The organism is Shewanella profunda (genome assembly GCF_023283765.1).
In the GTDB taxonomy this organism is placed as follows: Bacteria; Pseudomonadota; Gammaproteobacteria; order Enterobacterales; family Shewanellaceae; genus Shewanella; species Shewanella profunda.
In genome coordinates, this window is sequence record NZ_JAKILG010000108.1 from 1 (window position 1) to 1,240 (window position 1,240).

Consider the following 1,240-nt stretch of genomic DNA (forward strand, 5'->3'; position numbering starts at 1 on the left):
ACCTTCGGGGGGGCGCTCACCACTTTGTGGTTCATGACTGGGGTGAAGTCGTAACAAGGTAGCCCTAGGGGAACCTGGGGCTGGATCACCTCCTTACCTATACGACTAACTCGATGCTTTTGAGTGTTCACACAGATTTGCTTGATAGAAGAAAGAGTAAAAGATGGGTCTGTAGCTCAGCTGGTTAGCACCCCAATCCCTTCATAAAGAGTAGGGTGAGGTCAGTGGTTCTAGAGAGTTATAGATTTATCAATAAGATGGGTCTGTAGCTCAGCTGGTTAGCACCCCAATCCCCTCGTAAAGAGTAGGGTGAGGTCGGTGGTTCTGGATGGTTGTAGATTTATCAATAAGATGGGTCTGTAGCTCAGCTGGTTAGAGCGCACCCCTGATAAGGGTGAGGTCGGTGGTTCAAGTCCACTCTGACCCACCAAATCTTCGTTCTCCTTTGTTAAATTAACACTCGTTTAGACTCTTGTTATAAGAGAGTAAACGTCGCGTTAATTTGCCGCGGATAACTCGATTTGGCAAACCAATCCTTTAAGAGGTTTGGAACATCTTAGTTACTCGCACTGTATGTAAATGGGGCTATAGCTCAGCTGGGAGAGCGCCTGCCTTGCACGCAGGAGGTCTGCGGTTCGATCCCGCATAGCTCCACCATTTACTGCATTATGGTTAGAGATGCCAAAGATAAACTGAAAAATTATCTTTGGCTTTTTTAAGCCCGTTCTTTAACAATTTGGAAAGCTGATAGTATTTAATTGCATGAGTCTGTCATGTGATTAATTACAAAACGTTTAATGCGAAAGCATTGAACATGAGTTCTCAAACACTTTATTAAGTGTCTTGAATATTCAAAAGTGTGTCTGTTTTTTTGACAGCAATGTCGAAAGGAAAGATGCACGTCTAAGGCGCGTCCACTTCTTTGGTCAGAAGTGAGACAAGTAAAACCAAGCTGGTCGCAATACAATCTAATGTTTGTCCTATCTTATTTCGATAAGGTAAGCGCAGTCAGACGAAACGGTGTCTAAGCCGTGAAGCGAGTGAGAAAGGAGTGTAGCAGCGCTACATGACTGACGAATGAGGTTCACAATAACGACAACGTGATGGCTGACAAGCGAAAGATGAAACTCATTTGGGTTGTATGGTTAAGCGACTAAGCGTATACGGTGGATGCCTTGGCAGTCAGAGGCGATGAAGGACGTAGTAACTTGCGAAAAGCGTTGGCGAGCTAGTAACAAGC

At 44.8% G+C, this 1,240-nt stretch carries 2 tRNA genes and 2 rRNA genes; all 4 read left to right on the forward strand.

What is annotated here, in order from left to right:
• Positions 1–96, forward strand: a 16S ribosomal RNA gene (locus L2744_RS21425); the annotation flags it as partial.
• Between the two features lie 257 nt (positions 97–353).
• Positions 354–430, forward strand: a tRNA-Ile gene (locus L2744_RS21430).
• Positions 431–581: 151 nt separating this feature from the next.
• Positions 582–657, forward strand: a tRNA-Ala gene (locus L2744_RS21435).
• Positions 658–1,143: 486 nt separating this feature from the next.
• A 23S ribosomal RNA gene (locus L2744_RS21440) occupies positions 1,144–1,240 on the forward strand; the annotation flags it as partial.